15 protein-coding genes and 2 pseudogenes are annotated in these 16,993 nt (G+C 67.9%); 9 read left to right on the forward strand and 8 right to left on the reverse strand.

Going from position 1 to position 16,993, the window contains the following annotated elements:
• Window positions 1-94: 94 nt before the first annotated feature.
• The 3 genes from OG251_RS43610 to OG251_RS43620 all read right to left on the reverse strand — a co-directional run bounded on the left by OG251_RS43610 (window position 95) and on the right by OG251_RS43620 (window position 3,553).
• A complete protein-coding gene (locus OG251_RS43610) occupies window positions 95-769 on the reverse strand; it encodes a family 16 glycoside hydrolase (protein WP_326682847.1) in 675 nt (224 codons plus the stop codon).
• A 59-nt stretch (window positions 770-828) separates the two neighbouring features.
• Window positions 829-2,106 carry a non-hydrolyzing UDP-N-acetylglucosamine 2-epimerase gene (gene wecB, locus OG251_RS43615; protein ID WP_326682848.1) on the reverse strand — a complete coding sequence of 426 codons (1,278 nt, stop codon included), beginning with the start codon at window positions 2,104-2,106 and terminating at the stop codon, window positions 829-831.
• A 205-nt stretch (window positions 2,107-2,311) separates the two neighbouring features.
• Window positions 2,312-3,553, reverse strand: coding sequence for a glycosyltransferase family 2 protein (locus OG251_RS43620; protein WP_326682849.1), 1,242 nt, complete (start codon window positions 3,551-3,553; stop codon window positions 2,312-2,314).
• 569 nt (window positions 3,554-4,122) lie between these two features.
• Between OG251_RS43620 and OG251_RS43625 the strand changes: the two genes are divergently transcribed.
• The 4 genes from OG251_RS43625 (at window position 4,123) to OG251_RS43640 (ending at window position 8,320) form a co-directional block, all read left to right on the forward strand.
• The gene (locus tag OG251_RS43625) at window positions 4,123-5,970 is read left to right on the forward strand and encodes a polysaccharide deacetylase family protein (protein ID WP_326682850.1); all 1,848 of its coding nucleotides are present in this window, start codon (window positions 4,123-4,125) and stop codon (window positions 5,968-5,970) included.
• A gap of 106 nt (window positions 5,971-6,076) precedes the next feature.
• Window positions 6,077-7,108: a glycoside hydrolase family 113 gene (locus tag OG251_RS43630; protein WP_326682851.1), complete on the forward strand. Its 1,032-nt coding sequence runs from the start codon at window positions 6,077-6,079 to the stop codon at window positions 7,106-7,108.
• 273 nt (window positions 7,109-7,381) lie between these two features.
• The gene (locus tag OG251_RS43635) at window positions 7,382-7,831 is read left to right on the forward strand and encodes a hypothetical protein (protein WP_326682852.1); all 450 of its coding nucleotides are present in this window, start codon (window positions 7,382-7,384) and stop codon (window positions 7,829-7,831) included.
• Window positions 7,832-8,101: 270 nt separating this feature from the next.
• Window positions 8,102-8,320: a hypothetical protein gene (locus OG251_RS43640; RefSeq protein WP_326682853.1), complete on the forward strand. Its 219-nt coding sequence runs from the start codon at window positions 8,102-8,104 to the stop codon at window positions 8,318-8,320.
• 673 nt (window positions 8,321-8,993) lie between these two features.
• On the opposite strand, the gene OG251_RS43645 is transcribed toward OG251_RS43640, so the two are convergent.
• Entirely contained in the window at window positions 8,994-9,455 is a 462-nt protein-coding gene (locus OG251_RS43645; protein WP_326682854.1) for a GNAT family N-acetyltransferase, read from the reverse strand.
• Between the two features lie 126 nt (window positions 9,456-9,581).
• Between OG251_RS43645 and OG251_RS45170 the strand changes: the two are divergent.
• A pseudogene (locus tag OG251_RS45170) lies at window positions 9,582-9,868 on the forward strand (Uma2 family endonuclease); the annotation flags it as partial.
• Window positions 9,869-10,513: 645 nt separating this feature from the next.
• Here the strand turns inward: OG251_RS45170 and OG251_RS43655 are convergent.
• Complete coding sequence (locus OG251_RS43655; RefSeq protein WP_326682856.1) at window positions 10,514-10,906, reverse strand: hypothetical protein; 393 nt, start codon at window positions 10,904-10,906, stop codon at window positions 10,514-10,516.
• Window positions 10,907-11,428: 522 nt separating this feature from the next.
• On the opposite strand from OG251_RS43655, the gene OG251_RS43660 reads away from it, so the two are divergent.
• The 3 genes from OG251_RS43660 to OG251_RS43670 all read left to right on the forward strand — a co-directional run bounded on the left by OG251_RS43660 (window position 11,429) and on the right by OG251_RS43670 (window position 13,324).
• Complete coding sequence (locus OG251_RS43660; RefSeq protein ID WP_326682857.1) at window positions 11,429-11,956, forward strand: DUF2199 domain-containing protein; 528 nt, start codon at window positions 11,429-11,431, stop codon at window positions 11,954-11,956.
• Window positions 11,957-11,970: 14 nt separating this feature from the next.
• A complete protein-coding gene (locus OG251_RS43665) occupies window positions 11,971-12,618 on the forward strand; it encodes a hypothetical protein (RefSeq protein ID WP_326682858.1) in 648 nt (215 codons plus the stop codon).
• Window positions 12,619-12,760: 142 nt separating this feature from the next.
• A complete protein-coding gene (locus OG251_RS43670; RefSeq protein ID WP_326682859.1) occupies window positions 12,761-13,324 on the forward strand; it encodes a hypothetical protein in 564 nt (187 codons plus the stop codon).
• A gap of 639 nt (window positions 13,325-13,963) precedes the next feature.
• Here the strand turns inward: OG251_RS43670 and OG251_RS43680 are convergent.
• The 3 genes and pseudogenes from OG251_RS43680 to OG251_RS43690 all read right to left on the reverse strand — a co-directional run bounded on the left by OG251_RS43680 (window position 13,964) and on the right by OG251_RS43690 (window position 16,280).
• Window positions 13,964-14,617 (reverse strand): annotated as a pseudogene (locus tag OG251_RS43680) (transposase).
• Window positions 14,618-14,621: 4 nt separating this feature from the next.
• Window positions 14,622-14,813: a hypothetical protein gene (locus tag OG251_RS43685; RefSeq protein WP_326682860.1), complete on the reverse strand. Its 192-nt coding sequence runs from the start codon at window positions 14,811-14,813 to the stop codon at window positions 14,622-14,624.
• A 561-nt stretch (window positions 14,814-15,374) separates the two neighbouring features.
• On the reverse strand, window positions 15,375-16,280 hold the full coding sequence (locus tag OG251_RS43690) for a S41 family peptidase (protein ID WP_326682861.1): 906 nt from the start codon (window positions 16,278-16,280) through the stop codon (window positions 15,375-15,377).
• A 57-nt stretch (window positions 16,281-16,337) separates the two neighbouring features.
• Here OG251_RS43690 and OG251_RS43695 point away from each other — a divergent pair, with 57 nt between their 5' ends.
• Entirely contained in the window at window positions 16,338-16,940 is a 603-nt protein-coding gene (locus OG251_RS43695) for an ArsR/SmtB family transcription factor (RefSeq protein WP_326682862.1), read from the forward strand.
• The last annotated feature ends 53 nt before the right edge of the window (window positions 16,941-16,993 follow it).

The following is a 16,993-nucleotide window of genomic DNA, read 5'->3' on the forward strand; positions in this document are numbered from 1 at the left end:
GGGTGTCCCGGCTGCCCATGCGGCGGTGAACCGTACGCCGGTACGGGGGTGGTTGGGGTGAGACGCTCTGCGGCCCGGCGGGCAGTGGCCGGTCTCACGACCCGGACGAGGCGCTGATATCCCGGAACTCCGCCTGGGCGTCCTCGGTGTAGGCACCCATGCTGCCCGAGGTGTACGGCCGTTCCCGGTCGGTGAAATCGGCCACTTCGCGGCCGTCCACCGCCACCGTCATCCGCGCACCGCGCTGCCGGATCCGTACCTCTGACCAGTCACCGACCGGGAAGCCGGGCATACCGGTGGCGAGGAACCGCTGTCCGCCTCGGTATTCGGGGTCCCGTTTGCCCAGTTCCCAGCCATTGGGCTTGAGTGCCAGATAGTAGAAGTGCTCCGGGTCGTCGTAGGACCAGACCAGCCACGCCACCTCCCACGGGTTGGGGTCGGGCTCGCGCAACTGCTCGGCGGTACGTATCCGGGCGCGGTAGTCCAGCACGCCGTACCGGGTTGTGGAGATGACCAGACAGGCGTGGGTACGGTCTTGTTCACGGGCCGTGCGCGGAGTGAGCGTCAGCGCGTCCACCGTGCCGGTATTGGCGCCGTAGCCGTGGAAGACGGACTGCCAGGGGCCGTACACCATGCCGTCCTGCCAGGACTCGACCGAGTCGGTGCCGTGCCCCTCCTCCCGGAGCAGTGCCGTGACCAGGCCGGTGCTCACCACGACAAGGACGGCCAGCAGCAGCCCGCTGGTCCGGCGGTAGGAGCGCCACAACATGCGCAAACGGTACCGCCGGACCATCCATGCCGCGTGGGCCGTCCGGGGCCGGTACGCGGTCATCCCGCCCCGCGTTCGTCGTCGCCCGGTGCCTCGTGCCTGCCGTCGGTGGGCGGCGTCCTCTGCCCGTGAATGACGGCCGGGGTGCCGCCGAAGTCCCTGGTGAGGCGTGCCACGATGCGGTCGGCCGCATGTCCGTCGCCGAACGGGTTGGCGACCGCCGACATCCTCCGGTACTCCTCCGGGTCGTCCAGCAGCCGCACTGCGGCGGTCAGGATCTCCTCCGGGTCGGTGCCCACCAGCCGGGCCGCCCCCGCCTCCACCGCCTCCGGCCGTTCGGTGGTGGACCGCAGCACCAGCGTCGGCTTGCCCAGGCTCGGGGCCTCCTCCTGGAGCCCGCCGGAGTCGGTCATCACCAGGTCGCAGGCGGCGAGAGTGGCGGCGAAGTCCAGATAGTCCAGCGGATCCACCACCGAGATCCCGGGGTGACCCTCCAGTGCCGGCAGCAGTGCCTCCCGTACCGCCGGACTGCGGTGCAGCGGGAGCACGATCTCCACGTCTCCCCGGTCGGCCAGCCGCCGGAGCGCCGCACCCATGGAGCGCATCCGGTCACCCTGGTTCTCCCGGCGGTGCAGGGTGAGGAGCACCCGTCGCCCATCGGTGCGGAAGGCGCTCCGCCCGGCACCCCGCTCCAGCACCCACAGCAGGTTGTCGACGACCGTGTTGCCGGTGGTGATCACCTGTCCGTCGGGGACGCCCTCGGCCCGCAGATGGCCGGCGGACCGTGCGGTGGGGGCGAAGTGCCAGTTCGCGAGGCGGCCGATCAGCCGGCGGTTCAGCTCCTCGGGGAAGGGATTGTCCGGGATACCGGTGCGCAGCCCCGCCTCGACATGGGCCACCGGGATGTGTTCGTAGAAGGCGGCGAGAGCGCCGCAGAGTGCCGTGGTGGTGTCGCCCTGGACCACCACCAGATCCGGCCGTTCGGTTCGGATGACCGTGCCCAGGCCATCGATCAGACGGGCGGTCAGCTCGGAGAGCCGCTGCCGGTCCCGCATCACCGCCAGGTCGGTCTTCACTCCCACTTCGAGCAGGCCGAGCATCTGTTGGAGCATTTCCCGGTGCTGGCCGGTGGTCACCACCATCGGCTGGAAGAGCGGGGAGGCGGACATCGCCCGGCTGACCGGGGCCAGTTTGATTGCCTCCGGGCGGGTGCCGAGGACCAGCATGGCGCGCACCGTGCCGGGGGCAGCGGCGGAGTGCTCCGGGGCGTCCCCGGCCGGGTGCGGCGCGGACGCGTTGTCCACGGGTGATAACAGCGGGTTCTCCGATGAGGACATGGCTCTCCCTTGACGAGACAAACGGAAGGAGCAGGAGCGGTTCGTCGGGCGGCACCGGCGGCGCGTACAACACCGGCGTACGGGCGGGCCGGTGGCGGTACGGACGGGTCGCACTGCGGTGCGGTCGCGCGGATGGTACGGGTGGGACCCTGAGCGGCGTGGATCGTACGCGAGTGGTACGGGTGAAACCTTGAACCGACGCGGGTCAGCTGCGGGCTGTCTTCAGCCAGGTTCGCTTACCGGTGACGGTCCGCCAGAGCCCCATCCAGCCGGCGGCGAACCAGATGTAGCCATAGATGATGAAGACATGCCCGAGCAGTACCGCCTGGATCGCGGTGAGCGACCGCTCGCGCACCCGGTACACGAAGCCGTAGATCCAGGCCGAGGTGAACGAGAGCAGATACGGGCCGAGGAACCACATGACGGAGACCAGCGGACGGCCCGCCCTGATCGATCCGGCGATCGTGCCGAGGAGCGCGACCAGGAACGAGAGGGGCAGGAGCGAGGTGAGCAGGATCAGCACCGGGCTGGACAGATGGTAGATCAGGTCCATCGCCGCCCGGCCCCCGACATCGCGGAGTATCAGCGGGGTCAGGTTGGCCGACTGGAGATGTCCCTGGAACCAGCGTGACCGCTGGCGGATCAGTCGGCGCACTTCGAGGACGGCCTGCTGGGAGACGGCCGCCGTGGTGCAGTGCTGGTTGGTCCAGCCACGGGCGATCAGCCGGACCCCCAGGTCCAGATCCTCGGTGAGACTGTCGCTCCACGGATCCTCGCCCAGGGTGTCGAGCGCGGACAGGCGCATGAACTGGCCGTTGCCGCCCATGCCCACGCTGCCGATGAAACGGCGGGCGCTCTGGAACACATCGCCGTAGACGACGAACTCCATGTCCTGGAGCCGGGCCAGCAGCCCCTCCCGCCGGTTGTACATCCGGACACCGATCTGGGTTGCGCCGGTCGCCGGATCGTTGAAGAACGGGTCGACGGCGTCGATCACGTGCCCGTCCAGCCGGCCGTCCGCGTCCACGACGCAGAGGATCACATCGTTCGGGTTCCGGCCCTGGAGAAGCGGTGACGCACGCAGCAGTCGTACGCCGTCGTTGAGCGCGGCGCCCTTCCCGCGCCGGGCGTTCGGCAGATAGCGCTGGTGGAGCCAGACCCGCTGGGGATCGGCGGCCCGCGCGATATCGGCCGTTCGGTCGTCGGAGGCGTCGTCGATGACCAGGGCGACACATTTCTCGGCCGGCAGAGCGGTGATCCGCGCAAGGCTCTCAGCCAGCACTATCTCCTCATTGAGGCAGGCCAGAAGGAAAACATAGAATCTTTGTTCGCCCTTGTCGGGTCGGTGCGGCACCTTGCGACGGGAGAGCAGGAACAGGCTGAAATTGTAGGTGCCGGCCAACACGATCAACGCAATGCTGGCCCATATCAGGGACTCAACGATCACGATCCGTTCTCCGCGGCCCAACCCCGGCGCCCAGCGGCGGCGGCATCGGTCACGGAGGGCCTGACACGTAATCGCAAACGCGCCACGAACAGGCCGAGAACAACCAGAAGATACAAGAGGAATCCCGCCCCCGCGGTCGCCTGCAAAGCACTGGCCACCGGGCTCCCGGGTATCTCCTCCATGGACGCGGCCAGCCCCACCAAGGGCAGCGCTGACCCCAACGCAGACCTACCGTACATCGGTTCCCCCCACCTTCAGCTCGGCGCAGGAGTGGTTGGCACGTCCCCAAACGGAACCGGCCCCTGCGCGCTTACGGAAAGTACCAGAAGCGGCCCCGCAAGTGGTTCTTCGGCGGAAAACCTGGACCTTGATCTTTCACCGGAGTGCCCATTGACATCCGAAGGGAATGGAGCGAACAATCCCGGCTGTTGAGCTTCGCAATCCGCTCGTGGAATTCCATGAAGGACCGAGTCATGGCTCTTGTGTCGCGAATCAGCCATGTCTCTTTCTCCTTCCTGCGCCCAGTTCCACGTCAAGCGACGCGGTACCCAAATCGAGGGGGTAAACAAATGAGACAACCCAGGAGTAGACCACAGCCGGCCTGGCTGGCTTTGATCGCCCTGGCCGTCGCCGCTCTGCTGGGGGGCAGCCTGCTGGCACCGGCGGCCGTCGCCGGCGGCCGGGGGGACGGCGACCACCATTCGGTGACTCAGGAATCGCCCATCGGCGTTCAGGCCAAGGACCTGAAGGGCTGGGCCGCGGCACAGCGGTCCGGTGACGCCGAGCGGCGGGCGGAGAAGGGCACGAAGAAGCGCGCGGGCAAACTGCTACCGCGGCTGACCAGGGCCATCGGGCCGAAGGCGCGCAACGCACCGGCCGCTCCCGAGCCCGGCCAGGCAAAGACGCTGGTCCTGTACGACAACGCGGGCCCGTTCGGACACCTCGGCGAGCTGTACGCGATGGGCGTGGCCAACCTCGGAGGCCGGTTCGGCACCGTGACCGCCAAGCCGGTCCAGAACTACGTATCGGGTGAGCTGGAGACCTTCGACGCCACCGTCTACGTGGGCTCCACCTACTACGGCGACGACATACCGGACGCGGTGCCGCAGGATCTCTATCTGGACATCCTGCTCTCCGAGCGGCCGGTGATCTGGATGGGCGAGAACATCTGGAACATGGCCAACTCGATCAGCCTGCAGGAGTTCGAGTACAAGTACGGCTGGGACCCGACGTCCTCGTTCTACGAAACCGGCGGCAGCGTAGGCGACATCACCAAGGTCCAGTACAGGGGCCAGACACTGACCCGGAAGATCCCGGCCGGGCAGGACGCGGGCGTGCTCCACCCCGTCATCAGTACCAGCACGGACGCCCCGCCGGTGACCGAGCTCGCCACGGCGGTGGACACCGCGGGTGCCACCGAGACGGCCTTCCCGTGGGCGATCCGCTCGGCCAACCTGACCTACCTCGGCGAGATCCCCTTCACCTTCGTCTCGGAGACCGACCGGATCATCGCCTTCCAGGACCTGCTCTTCGACGCGCTGGCACCGGCGACGGCCGAGCAGCACCGTGCCCTGGTGCGCCTGGAGGACATCTCCCCGATGTCCAACGCGACCCAGCTCCGTTCGATCGCCGACTATCTGAAGTCGCAGAACATCCAGTACGGCATCAATGTCATCCCGGTGTACACCGACCCCAAGGGCGTGCAGAACAACGGTGTGGCGCGCACGGTGCGGCTCGCGCAGCGGCCCGCGCTGGTGAACACGCTGAAGTACATGCTCGCCAACGGGGCCGTGCTGATGGACCACGGCTACACCCATCAGTACGGCAACCTGGACAACCCGTACAACGGACTCAGCGCCAGTGACTTCGAGTTCTTCAAGGCCCATGTGGACGCCAACGACTTCGTGGTCTACGACGGGCCGGTGGCGGAGGACTCCACCACCTGGGCACAGGGCCGGATCACCTCCGCCCTCAACGAGTTCGCCGCGGTCGGCCTGCCCAAGCCCAAGCTGTGGACCACCCCGCACTACGCGGCCTCGGCCACCGACTACAAGGTGTTCGCGCAGAACTTCGACGCACGGCTGGAGCGTTCGCTGTACTTCGCCGGGACGCTGACCGGCGCGCCGGTCGACAGCACCCGCTACCTGGGCCAGTTCTTCCCGTACCCGGTCACCGATGTCTACGGCACCAAGGTGCTCCCGGAGAACATCGGCAGCTATGAGCCGCTGGCCTCCAACAACAACCCGCCCCGGCTGGCCGAGGACCTGATCAAGAGCGCCAAGGCCAACCTGGCGGTACGGGACGGCTTCGCCAGTTTCTACTACCACCCGACCCACCCGGTGGCTCCGTTGAAGGAGATCGTGGACGGCTTCACGGCACTCGGCTACACCTTCGTCAACCCCGAGAGTCTGCTCTGACCCACCCTGTCCCAGAGCACCGTCCCCGCCGTTACCGGTCCGCCCCGCGCGGGCCGGGAACGGCGCACGTCCTGCGGGCTGCGGCCCGGGAAAGGCCCCTCCCCTGATGCGAACACCGCGGCGGACGACGGTGGTGGCGACGGCCGCCGCCCTCGCGATACTGAGCGGATGCACGACCGGCGGCGGGGACGGCCCGCGCCCCCCGCGCTCCGGTGACCGGATACGCGGAATCACCCTGCCCGCGTGGGACGTCGACGACTACGGCCGGCCGGAGGCCCGGCGCTATCTGCGGCAGATCGCCCGCACCGGCGCCCGATGGGTGGTCTTCACCCCGACCTGGTACCAGGACGGGACGGACCGGTCCGCCATGCACACCACCGTGGAGACGGCGAGCGACCGCAGTCTGCGCCGGATCATCGCCCTGGCCCACGAGGCTGGACTGAAGGTGCTGCTCAAACCGCATGTGGATCTGACCGACGGCGGGGACCGCGCGGCGATCCGCCCGGCGGACCCGGATGCGTGGTTCACCGCGTACCAGCGGTTCATCACCCATTACGCCGCGCTGGCGGCGGAATCGGAGGTGGCGCAGTTCGCCGTCGGCACCGAATTGGCCGGCACCTCCGGCGACCGGCCCCGCTGGACCCGGGTGATCAAGGCGGTGCGCGAGGTCTACCGGGGCACCCTGACCTACGCCGCCAACTACGACGAGTACCACCGGATCCCGTTCTGGACCTCGCTCGACCTGATCGGCATCGACGCGTACTGGCCACTGGCCGAATCCGCCACGGCCGATCCCGCGCGGCTGGCCAAGGGCTGGAAACCGATCGTCACCGAACTCACCGCGTTCGCGGCCCGGCACCAGCGCCGCATCCTCTTCACCGAGGCGGGCTATACGAGCCAGCACGGCACCGCCGCGGAACCGTACTCCTGGACGATCAGCGAACACGCCGGGGCGGAGGAACAGTCGGCGGCCTATCAGGCTCTGCTCACCGCCTTCGACGGCAAGGACTGGTGGGCCGGGGTCTGCTGGTGGATGTGGGACGACTGGCCGGAAAGCGGGGAGACCGCGCGGGAGCTCGCGTACACACCTCGTGGGAAACCGGCGGAGAAGGTGCTGCGACGGTGGTGGCGGAAGTGAGCGGACGGTCGGCGGGTGTATCTGGCCGTCGCACCTCGCCAGTGAGCCACTTCCGGGACAGCTATCGGGGCTCGCCTGCCGAAGAGGCGGAATGCCCGCAGGTTCGGGAGCTTCGCAGAGCGATTCCGGCACGGGGCCGTGCAGTTGTCGGAGGGCCTGCCCGGCTGCGACGGGCACAGGTACTCCGAGAGGGCTTCAACAGCCGTGAACAGTGCCCGCGATAGCGCCGTTTGGCGCGAGTGCCGCGCCCTGAGCCAATGCCTGCTGCCCCTCATGGACCAGGAAACCTGGCGCCGGGATCGCCGCCATCACGACTTCCGTGAACGCGGCCTGGGCGTACCCGAAGGAGAGCGGTTGCTCGGGACCTTCGCAGCGCTCACCCTGCACACCGTCATCCTGGACGCCTCAGCGGCCGGACGTCCGGCCGCTGTCGAAGCGCTGCACGCCACGCCACTGCGCACCGTCGCTCGGACCGTCATGAACAAGCGCGCCTACGAGTTCCTGGCCGCGGCGCCGGCAGACGCGGACGACGACACCGAGGAACGGGACCTCGCCGCCTTCCGGCTGCTCACGTACCAAACCGGCCACGCCGCTCACGTGTGTGCCTACCTCGGCAGCCAGGTACGCGCCACCCTCGACACCCTGGCCGGCCGCAGCCGGACAACAACCGCAACCTGCGGCGACCTCCGACTATGGGCGAGATGGGCGAAACTCCTTCCGTAGCGAAGCCTGCGAACCTGCGCAGCGAGCACGGGGAGCGGCGGATATCGGGCCCCAGCACCCAACGGGTCCGGCTTGAAGGCACGCATCCAGACCCGAAGGCCGGAGGCCGAATTGCGGAGCCCCGAAGAAGGCAACGGGGGGGGCGGGCGGCCTGGGACCCGAGGCTTGAGAAACATCGGCGTCGGATCGCACGTTCTGTACGGTCCGTGACGATCTATCTCAGCGGCTGGCTAGGATCACGGTCCACACGCTCCTGGGGAGGAACACGCGATGGAACTGGTGCCCGGCGAGTACGAGTTCACCTGCTACGAATGCGACGGCGACGGGTCTGTGCAAGTCATTCGGGGCACTGACGACGACGAACCCGAGCTCGTCTGGGACAGGTGCGACGAGTGCCGCGGCGAAGGAACCCTCATCTACGACGAGGAGGAGGCGGCGGAAGCCATCGAGGTCGGCCGCACACCGCTGCGCACGCCTTCCGCTACGTAACGTCTGATGCACGGCTAACAGCGCGGCGAGTCGGCTGACCGTTTACCGCAGATATGGCCCTGATATCTGCGGTACGACGGCTCTCGACCTCTCGGAACGTAGTCCGATCGGGGCGTGAAGCGGCCTTGTTCTGCGCGGCATCGCGCCGGCCTACCGCTGCCGCACGATCGCCCCCCCGACCACGGGTTGTTGGGCAGGGTCATGGGCGCGGCCTACGACGGCCGCGCCACGTGCCAGGACCCGCTGCTGACACTCATGGCCGAAGACGCGGCGACGTCGGCGCGCACGGCCGAGCTGGCGTGCATCGCCGTCCACGGCACGTTCGGCGGCCTTCCGGACTCGATGACCGACGAGCACATGTCCGGCAGCAGGTCGTCACGCCACGCAGACCGTCTCCCTGCTGTCAGTGGCCGCTGCAAGACTTGCGGACACGCACACACCGAGGAGGCACCGTGCCCACTGACCGCTGTTCTGCCGCCCACGCCGAAGACCCGACCCCGTGCGGTGGACCCGGCGACGCCGTGACGATCCTCGACGGGGTCGGAGGTGCTGCCGCCGGGTGTGAGCACCACGGCGCCCGGATACTCGCGTCGATCGACGGCGCCCGTGTAGAGCCGGGCAGCGTTGTCGGTGCGGCAACCCGTACATTCGTCGCCGCCCGGTCCGCACTGCTCTACTGAGCGTTCGCAAGCACGGTTCGGAGACGGGCCCCCAGCATCTCGCCGGCCGACAGTTTCTCAAGACCGCATCTCTTGAAGAACGCGAGCCTGCCGGCCGGGTCATGCGGGTCGGGGTACAGCACGACGGCGTCGAGGCCGGCATCACGTGCGTCAGCGGCAAACCGGCTGAGCAAGCCACTGCCTATCCGCTCGCGCCGTGCGGCCGAGGAGACCAATAGTGTCAGGACCCGTGCCCGCGGCGCCGGGTAGCTGCCCGATTCGTCCTCGCTGAAGTCGAGGAACGTTCCCTCCGTGAAGCCGAGAACTTCTTCACCTCGCACCGCCACGTAACGCTTCTCGTACAGGTGCTGATCCAGCTTCAGCCTCTCCGCCTGGTCCCGATACTCCTCAGCGGTGAACAGGGCGTACAGCCCATCGCGGTGGGCGTCGCTGAATTCGGCGATTTCTACGGTCATGATGCGTACCGTACGACCGGAGACCTCAGAGTCGGCAACCTTGCCGACCGCCGCCGTGTGCCGTCGCCGCCGGGCGAGGGGCCGCTGCCCTGAGTGGTCAGGACAGGCGGGGCGGGAGGAACCGGGATGACCAGTGCGCCCGACTACAGCCACGACGGGATCGACTCCGAGCGCGCCCTCAAGTACACCGTCCAGCACATCCGCGGCGACCGCGTCCAGGTCATCGCGGGGTTCATCGAGCCGGTGTCACCGACCTGGGACCACGAACGCGCAGCCCGGGTAGTACGCCGCAGCTGGGGGACCGCGTCGACGAACTCGGCCGCGTCGAAGGGCCCGGGAACCTCGACCTCCCCGGATCGTCCAACTGGTACGTACCCGGCCTCGCCGTCGTCCCCGAAGAACTCGCGGGCGCAGGAAGGCAAAATGCTGCGGCCGGTCGCCCTGTTGGAGCCTTTTGAGCTCGCGGCGATGCTTCCACCGCCTGAGCAGGCCGGGGGCTTGACCAGTGTCCGGACCACGTCGAGGTCCAGGCTGGAGCGCGGCATGTCAGGCAGAAGACAGGGCGTTCCCCCGGTAACGACCATGAGGCTGTTGCCCTGGCCCCAGCGCGGAAGTGGTCGAGGGCGTCCAGTTGCTCGGTCGTCAGGTCCTCGTGCTTCCTCCAGTCGAGGAAGGCCGCTTCATCCGGTACCCGCCGTTCCACGGCGCCGAGGCCCTTTCCGGCCTGAGAGACTGCGCAAGCCCAGCATCAGCAGTTTCCCCCGCGTAGTACGTCTCGTAGTGCTCCTCACGGCGCGCGCCGCCCCGCGAAGGGGAAGCCACTTCCCCGGGCCACTGGCACGTCCTGTACGAGCACGAAGACGAGTTCTCACCCGGCCGCAGCACCGATGCCGCTGGACACGTCGGGGCACGATGGCCGACTGATCTTGCCTATGTCACCGAGATGACCACCACGTACCACACCGGGCTCGGATCGCTTCGGCCGAGCAGCCGCCAGGGCGCTATCCGTATGCGGAAACCAGCCTCCCTGGGGTCCGGCGGACATCAGCTCGCACGTGTCAAAGGACCCAGGATCCAGGCAGTTCCAGCGAAGTTCCGCCGACGATCAGAAGCGGTCGCCTCGAATGCCACCGCGTATCGCCCGCTTGGCCGTGCAACGGCACGGTAGACAGTTGGAAGCGGGCATCCAGCGCGTCAAGCTCCGTCTGCCGCGCGGCCCGAATCCTGTCGGTGAACACGGGCCATGCCTCCGCCAGCCAGCCGCGGCAACGAAGCATGTGCGCGTACTCCCAGACGAGTTCGGCATCGAAGCCCTCTTCGACATCCTGCACCAACGCCTCCCATGCCTCCATCATGGCGTTGAGCGTCACCATCCCGTACCGCGCCGCCAGACCTCGGCTCGCACGATGCACCGACTCGTAGTCATCTGTGCTGAGCACCTCCATGCCCATGGGCACAGCCTGTCAGCTGTTCCACCCTGGATCGATGCCGCATTTCGGATCGACGGGGCCCGGCCCCAGCGCCTGGCCCTGGTCCGGTCGGGGAAAGGGGTCGCTGCTGTCTGCACGGCTCGCTGCGGGCCTGGCCGCGCGGATCGGCCAGGAGCTCGCCGGAGCGGGGGAGGACGGTGCAGGGGTGGTCGAGGCGGAGACCCAAACCCACTTGGACACCGGTGGCGCTGTGCAGGGGGCTACGGTGCGACTTCGCGCTTCACGACCGTGTCCGTGCAGCCGTCGGCCAGGGGCTCCGAGCAGTGCGCTCCTTGTCGTCCGCGGTGAGTTTCCAGCGGAGATTGGTGACGGTCCAGTCGGCGCCATGGGTGCACTGTGCGGAGGCGGCCGGAAGGAGCCACCGCGCGGGATCCTTTCGATCCGAGGTGCGGGCACGACGGCGAGCGCACGGCCGCACGCCCATCGGTGGTGCTGGAGGGTGCCGATCGAGGGTGGCGAAGGGGGGTCACTAGGCTCCACGTCATGACCAGCGATCTCGGATTCCTCTGCTCGTACTGTGGGGCGCACCACCCTGAGCTCCCCATGAACTACACGGCCGAGGCCCCGGCCGTGTGGGATCCGGCCTTCGCTGACGCGGACGACTGCCTGCTCTCATCCGACCAGTGCGTGATCCGGGCACAGCACTACTTCGTCAAGGGTCTGATCGAGATACCGGTCGTCGGCAGCGACGAGGTGTTTTCCTGGACTGTGTGGGTCTCGCTCAGTCGTGAGAACTTCTCCCGCGCGGCGGACTTGTGGGACACCACCGGACGAGAAGCGGAGGAGCCCTACTTCGGCTGGCTCACTACTGACCTCTCGGCCTACACGCCCACGACTCTCAACTTGAAGACCCACGTCCACACCCGCCCGGTCGGCGAGCGCCCCCTCGTCGAACTCGAACCCACCGACCACCCCATCGCCGTCGAACAACGCACGGGAATCACCCGGGACCGCGTAAGGGAGATTGCCGCGACGGTGCTTCACCCCTCCCGGTACAGGAACCAGCCGTGAGGGTCGACGCGCGAGTGCCTCAGGCCCCTCGGGCACCACAAGGCCTGAGCCGCCGAGCCCGGTACTTCGTCGAAGCGCACGGGCTGCGGGTTCCCCGCCGGGACATCCGCCGGCATCAGGACCTATGGCTCAAGCACGGGATACCCGGTGCGGAGATCGACCGGGCCGTGGCCTTCCAGGAGCTCTGGGGCGGCATCGCCCTGCCCCCGGCCCCCGCGTACGAGGGCGGCCCGCGCGTTCTCGAAGCCGACGTTCCCGAGGGCTCGGCCACGGACGGGTGGCGCTTCCCGGCCGGCGACTGCCGTGTGTCCATGGCCCACGGATTCATGATCGGACCCGAAGGCGAGTTCGGGATCGACGCCGACCAATGGGCACCTCTGCACGCCAGCACGGAGGGATGGGTGGAAGCCCTGGCCCTGGCCCACCACGCGGGCTACTGGGCCAGCAGCATCACGAAGATCAAGGGCGACGCCGTCGAGCAGGTGGACCTCGACGGATTCGAGCAGGTGCCCGAGGTCCAGGGACTCACCGACACCTGGTGGAGGGGTAAGGACTCGCTCATCGCCATCTACCGAGGCGAAGCCGTCGGCTTCGCCGCCCCCCACTGCCGGCAGGCCCATATCTACGGCGGACTCGACGCATGGGGTCTCGGCGGCCACTGATTCCCGGAAACGGAGCTTTCAGCGCTCCGTCACATCTGCGGAGCTTTGGCCTTGTTGCGATGCTGGTACCCCAGGCGCTGTGACGCTCCAGCCTGCTGCGAGCATGTCGCCCGTACGGACGGCTTACAGGAAAGGCGGGGCCATGAAGAAGTTGGTGGACGAAGCCGTCGTGGAGACCCTTCGCGGCGGGGACGGAGAGATGGTCCGTCTGTACGTAGCCGCCTGTACCGAACGCATGGCGCCCCTGTTTGTGGGGCTGCGGGTGGGGTCAGCGGGCCGGGAGGGCGACGTTGATTTCTACCTGGAGTCCGTACGCAACCTATGGCATGTCGACCGCCCGCGCTCCGACGCCCCGGAGCGTGTACGTGTGCTGGAGCGGTTCCCCGAGCTGCGGCCGGCGGATGACGAAGTGGTCACCGATGTCGTCGGCATCAACACCTTCTTCGCCGCGCTGGTCCTGCGATATGCCCTACTGGCCAATGGCTCCGGAAGCGCTGATGACGCGGTGTCCTGTGGCCATGCGGCACTCACTGCGATGGGGATGATGGACCAGAACGTGCTCGGCGCCGGGTTTCTTGCACAGGAGCACGGGCTCCAGTCCCTCTCGGTGTCCGGTGACGTCGCAGGACTGTGGGAAGCGAGCACCGAGGCGGGGCGGGAACGTTTCCGCACCGTACTTGGTCGTACCGTCGGCAGCTTGGGCTGAGGGCACATGATCTCGAATCCGATCCCGCCCGTTGCTCCGGCGGTCCATGCTCTGCGGGGCACTTGGCCAAGTGAGCGAGGTGGCGCTTTGGGGTTCGGTTCGGGGCAGACCTGCTGGCGTCATCTGGACCGTTGGCAGGAAACAGGAGTCTTCGACCGGCTGCACCGGCCTCTGCTCGCAGAGCTGCACACCCTCCGGCGAACTCGACTGTTCACGGGCGTGCGTAGAGGGTTCCCACATCCGCACGAAAAGGGGGGATCCCACCGGCCCGTCGCTGGGAGACGACCCAGCCCGTGGACCCGGCCGCCGCCCTCGGCGTGCAACAGACCGGCCGCGACTACCAAGGCGCTCCAAAGCAGCACGCGAGACAGTGGCCGGGGTGCCGACCGGGAGCAGCGAGCACCCGGCTTCAAACTGGGCGGCCGGAACGCGGCCGATCCGCAGCTCTCGCCGGTCGGGGAGGTGTTGGAGTCTATTCGGGGCTGATGAGGAACTACGAGAGTACCGCCGTCAGAGGCGTCAGAAGAGTTGGCTAGCGAATTGGTGCAAGGTGCTGGCAGCCTGTGCAAGTTGAGTCGATGTGCCAGCCAGCCGCACTGGGCCGTGTCTGACAAATGATCAACTAGTGGGTTCGCGGACCTACAGGATCAGAGCCACCAGAAGAATTCCAGCCCGGTGGCGATCGGCGAGCTTGTCGAACCTGGTCGCGATCGCCCGGCTGGAATATGCCTTGTCGCCCAGCACCCGCGCCGGTGTTGTGCGAGGTCGGCCCGCAACAGTGCGCGGGATGCGGATGCTGTCGAGGACCTGGCCGAAGGCGGTGGCGTCGTTGACGTTGACGGGCGTGAGCACGATGGAGAGGGAGGCCCTGGCCGTCGACGCCGAGGGGGATCTTGACTGTCAACCCGCCCCCAGGACCGGCCGAGGGCCTGGCGCACTTGTGAGCGGTTCGGACCTTGCCATTCGTCCCCGTCTGCGGCCCCTTCTTGCAGGCGCTGGCCGCGTGCTGGTAAGCCCGGTTGACCGCGGAGTCGACGGAGACGGTCCACCGCACCCGGCTTACCGCGTCGTCGCGGACTTGGAAGTGGTCCAGCAGCTTCGGGACTTGGAAGTGGTCCAGCGGCTTCGCCCAGGCCCCGTGCCCTTCCCAGCAGGCGAACCGCTCTCGGATGGTCTGCCAAGACCCGTAACGCCTGCGCAGATCGCGCACGGAGGACCACGCCCATCCACCCGCGGCAACAGGGGGCTGTATTCGCTCCCTGCCGTATCCGTCAACTCACTTCGACCTGCCACAAGATCAATGATCAGAGTGCTTGTACGCGGACTCCCTCCCGGGGTCCGTCACGAACCGGCTCAGCCGATAGGTGGTCGGCAGCGCCAGGCGCCCGCACAGCGTGTCGATCCGGATCATCGCCCCGTCGACTCCTGCCTCCCGGAGGCGGCGCAACTGGGTACGCATCTCCGCCTGGTCCCGAGTCTCAACGATCACTTCCCACTGCCCCGCGTCCGGCGCGGTACGAGCGGCCAGCCGCCGGTTCTCGGCCTCTTGTCGACGCCTTCTCTTCCCTTGTCCTGGCACCGGTCCAGACTCACGGGCCGACGTCAGGACGGCAAGCCCATTGGACCGAGCATGCGCATTCCGGCTCGGTGATCATTTGTCAGGCAGGCTCCACCTTGCTCACCGTTCATCAAGCGATCGTCCGTGCGTCCCGGCGTCACAAGGGGATGGGAAGGCCACGCAACCTTCGAGCAGCCAGCATCCCACCGGTACCGGACCCGTGCACCGAAACCGGGCGCGGGAATCCCGGACGCTGTCCTGGCTGTCCCTGACAGGCCGGTGACCTGAAGCGATCGTCAAGGGACAGAACCCGGTGCCCATTGCCGCGCCCCTTCATTCGGGGGCGGTGTGTGCTCTTCCCGGGTGCGGTCCGATGACGGTGTGCGGGCACGGCCGGCCCGGGACGCCAGCCAGGAGGCGTCCTGCGGTGTGAGCCGGGCGAGGTGGCTGAGGAAGGCGCTGCGTGCGGTGCTGTCGACATGCTGGACTGGGTCAGCCTGCCAGTCGGGCGAGGGCCAGGGCGTGCGCGTGGTCGAGGGAATCAGCAGCAGCGCAGGAGATGTCCGGCTGTACACCGGTGCCCTCCCAGTTCGTGTGGGAGACGGGGTTGATGGCGCGGCCAAAGGGGATGGTGGCTTCCAGGTGTGGGTGCACGGTCCAGCCCTTGCACGGGTGTGCGCCGCCGCGGGTGCGCTCGCCGACGACTATGGCACGGCCGAGCTGCTGAAGGTCGTACGCAAGTTCTTCGGCCGCAGAGAAGGTGCTGTCACTGGACAGCACATACAACGGCTTGCTACCGCCGAAGCGCGCTCCAGGGACGTGCGGCAGGCTCCAGGACTGCTCACTGCGCTCGCCGCCGCGCCAGTACATGGTGTTGAGATGCGTGCGCTCGTCCAGTAGGTAGCTGCAGACAAAGGCGACCGTGTCCGGGTCGCCGCCCCGGTTGCCTCGAAGGTCCACGATCAGCGCCTGGGCGCGGGAGGCAAGGGTGAGCGCGGCGCTCAACGGTTCGGCGGCCCACTCCAGCGGAAACAGCATCGGTGCCAGCTCCACCACGGCGACCCCTCCGTCGAGCAACTGCACCCGGGGCGCACCGCCCAGTGAGGTGTCGAAGTCCCGGCGCATGGCGTCCCGGGTGGCCGCCCCCTGTTTCGGGGACACCGGGTCGGCGTGATGCTTGAGTCTCAGGTGTCGGTCGCTGTTGACGGACTGCAGGTCCGCGGTGACCAGCCGGGCGAGGTCCTCGGCGTCATCGACGTCGTAGGCGCCCTCGCCGAGGCGTCGTTGCAACAGGCCGGCGAGCTGTTCGGCTATCTCGGGGAAGACGTAGTGCTCGATCAGGAGCCGGGCTGTCTCGTCGATGACAGGGGCCGACGGAAGCTTTGTGGGAGTCGTCATGGCAGGGAGTAGAGCACTGCCCTTGCGAAAGCGTCAAAGAGTTTAGACACTTTTGGTATGCGTGATCAGTCTTCCTATCCGCCGCCTCCTGAGGATGTTCTGGAGATCGGTGCGCCTGAGCAGTTCGCGGCGCTCGCTCACCCGTTGCGTCAGCGGTTGCTCTTCGCCCTGGGCCACCGGCCCGCCACCACCAGCCAGCTCGCGGAACAGCTCGACGCGAAGAAGGGCAACGTGGCCCACCACCTCAAAGTGCTCCGCGAAGCCGGGCTGATCCATGTCGCCGAGACCCGCCAGGTCCGCGGCGGCACCGAGCAGTACTACCAACGCACGGCCCGTCACATGGTCGTCGCCGAACCCCGAGCGGCAGGCACCGCCGCGATGCTCGCCGCAGTGGCCCAGGAGCTGGACCTCTCTCCCGCCGAGACCCATCTGACACTGCGCCACCTGCGTCTCGGCCCTGCGAAGGCAAAGGAACTCGGCGAGGCCCTCACCAAACTGGTCGATGAAGCCGAGGAGAGTACAGAGGACCAGCCTGTGCACGGTGTGTTGGTGGCGCTCTATCAACAGGCTCTGCCGACCAGCACCACCAGTTCCCCCCAGAGGCACCGACCTCACGAGACGACACCTCGCTCGCACAAGATGAGCAGTCGCACCCATTGACATTCAACCCAGTCGCCCCGGATCGGCGCGCTCGATGAAGTCGGCAGCCCACC

This window comes from Streptomyces sp. NBC_01237 (genome assembly GCF_035917275.1).
Lineage (GTDB): Bacteria > Actinomycetota > Actinomycetes > Streptomycetales > Streptomycetaceae > Streptomyces.

What these genes read in the sequence shown, in the direction of transcription:
- OG251_RS43610 (WP_326682847.1), bottom strand. Translation starts at nt 769, where the DNA reads ATGTTGTGGCGCTCCTACCGCCGGACCAGCGGGCTGCTGCTGGCCGTC.
- wecB (WP_326682848.1), bottom strand. Translation starts at nt 2,106, where the DNA reads ATGTCCTCATCGGAGAACCCGCTGTTATCACCCGTGGACAACGCGTCC.
- OG251_RS43625 (WP_326682850.1), top strand. Translation starts at nt 4,123, where the DNA reads ATGAGACAACCCAGGAGTAGACCACAGCCGGCCTGGCTGGCTTTGATC.
- OG251_RS43630 (WP_326682851.1), top strand. Translation starts at nt 6,077, where the DNA reads ATGCGAACACCGCGGCGGACGACGGTGGTGGCGACGGCCGCCGCCCTC.
- OG251_RS43635 (WP_326682852.1), top strand. Translation starts at nt 7,382, where the DNA reads ATGGACCAGGAAACCTGGCGCCGGGATCGCCGCCATCACGACTTCCGT.
- OG251_RS43640 (WP_326682853.1), top strand. Translation starts at nt 8,102, where the DNA reads ATGGAACTGGTGCCCGGCGAGTACGAGTTCACCTGCTACGAATGCGAC.
- OG251_RS43645 (WP_326682854.1), bottom strand. Translation starts at nt 9,455, where the DNA reads ATGACCGTAGAAATCGCCGAATTCAGCGACGCCCACCGCGATGGGCTG.
- OG251_RS43655 (WP_326682856.1), bottom strand. Translation starts at nt 10,906, where the DNA reads ATGGGCATGGAGGTGCTCAGCACAGATGACTACGAGTCGGTGCATCGT.
- OG251_RS43660 (WP_326682857.1), top strand. Translation starts at nt 11,429, where the DNA reads ATGACCAGCGATCTCGGATTCCTCTGCTCGTACTGTGGGGCGCACCAC.
- OG251_RS43670 (WP_326682859.1), top strand. Translation starts at nt 12,761, where the DNA reads ATGAAGAAGTTGGTGGACGAAGCCGTCGTGGAGACCCTTCGCGGCGGG.
- OG251_RS43690 (WP_326682861.1), bottom strand. Translation starts at nt 16,280, where the DNA reads ATGACGACTCCCACAAAGCTTCCGTCGGCCCCTGTCATCGACGAGACA.
- OG251_RS43695 (WP_326682862.1), top strand. Translation starts at nt 16,338, where the DNA reads ATGCGTGATCAGTCTTCCTATCCGCCGCCTCCTGAGGATGTTCTGGAG.